Origin of the sequence: Mesorhizobium sp. M1143 (assembly GCF_040318435.1) — a bacterium.
Taxonomy (GTDB): domain Bacteria; phylum Pseudomonadota; class Alphaproteobacteria; order Rhizobiales; family Rhizobiaceae; genus Mesorhizobium.
The window spans coordinates 1-913 of record NZ_JAMYMJ010000188.1 but is presented as its reverse complement, the minus strand read 5'-3'; the positions used below and the strand labels follow the sequence as shown (position 1 = coordinate 913).

Annotated in this window: 2 protein-coding genes and 1 pseudogene; 1 reads left to right on the top strand and 2 read right to left on the bottom strand. The window is 56.3% G+C overall.

Annotated elements, in window-relative coordinates:
* Positions 1-52: 52 nt before the first annotated feature.
* On the bottom strand, positions 53-247 hold the full coding sequence (locus tag NKH35_RS31865; protein ID WP_023699326.1) for a hypothetical protein: 195 nt from the start codon (positions 245-247) through the stop codon (positions 53-55).
* A 193-nt stretch (positions 248-440) separates the two neighbouring features.
* A complete protein-coding gene (locus NKH35_RS31860) occupies positions 441-626 on the bottom strand; it encodes a DUF3606 domain-containing protein (RefSeq protein ID WP_023815822.1) in 186 nt (61 codons plus the stop codon).
* Between the two features lie 126 nt (positions 627-752).
* Here NKH35_RS31860 and NKH35_RS31855 point away from each other — a divergent pair.
* A pseudogene (locus NKH35_RS31855) lies at positions 753-913 on the top strand (ATP-dependent DNA ligase); the annotation flags it as partial.

Sequence of the window (913 nt, the reverse complement as noted above, 5' to 3'; positions counted from 1 at the left end):
GTCGACGGCATGGTATGCCATCCAAACTCAGCTAGCCGAGTTGGATCGCCAGCTACAGGCTGAAACTGTATTCGAATATGTGGCCGCGCTTTTCGTCGGCAACCCTGATCCAGATGGGCTCGGTGGTGCGCAGAGTGATGTCGCGCTCTGTCGCTTCCCGCGCCGCCCTGATCGGCGTTGTCGCGTTGACGATGTGGGTAGCCGTCACGGTATCGCCGTCCATTTCCTCAACGTGGTATTTCGGCACTTTTGTTCCTAGGCGTCTAGTTCGATAGGCTGATCGTGATCCGGATCGGAATGATAAGCGACCTGGCGAAAATCGCGCATGTCGATCTGTTGGCCGCAAACAGGGCAAGGCATGAAATGATCGAGCTCGCTCGCGGGCGGGCCTTCATGTCGGTGCCCAATTATTGGTCTGCCGAGATCCGATAGCCTGGTCATTATTTCCGCAGAGCCTTCGCTTCTCGCTCCAGCGTTTCGCGTTGGTTGCCGTGCTTCGCGATCAGCTCTTTCACCTGCTGGGGTGTGATGCCGGTCTTTGTTGCGAAATACTCGACTTCATAATCCTCATCGGCCGAGACCCGGTCCCGATCGCGGAAGTCCCGCTTGCTCTTGTCGTCGGCCATATCGATTCCTCCTTCGCTCATCCCGCAACGCCGAGTTGACGAGTTTGTTGCACCCAAGAGGCTGATTTCCAGTTTCGGAACTATTTTAGCTTAATCTTATTGAATCGCCGGAGGGCGGATCAGTGCATGCGTTTGAAGTTCATCGAGCCGTTGATGCCGACCCTTGTGGAGAACCCTCCCGAGGGTGAAGGCTGGACCCACGAGGTCAAGTTCGACGGCTACCGATCGCAGATGATCATCGATGAAGACGGCACACGCATTTATACGCGCAACGGCCACGACTGGAC

Excerpts from the sequence above, each read along its gene's own strand:
- NKH35_RS31860 (WP_023815822.1), bottom strand. The coding sequence starts at position 626 with ATGGCCGACGACAAGAGCAAGCGGGACTTCCGCGATCGGGACCGGGTC.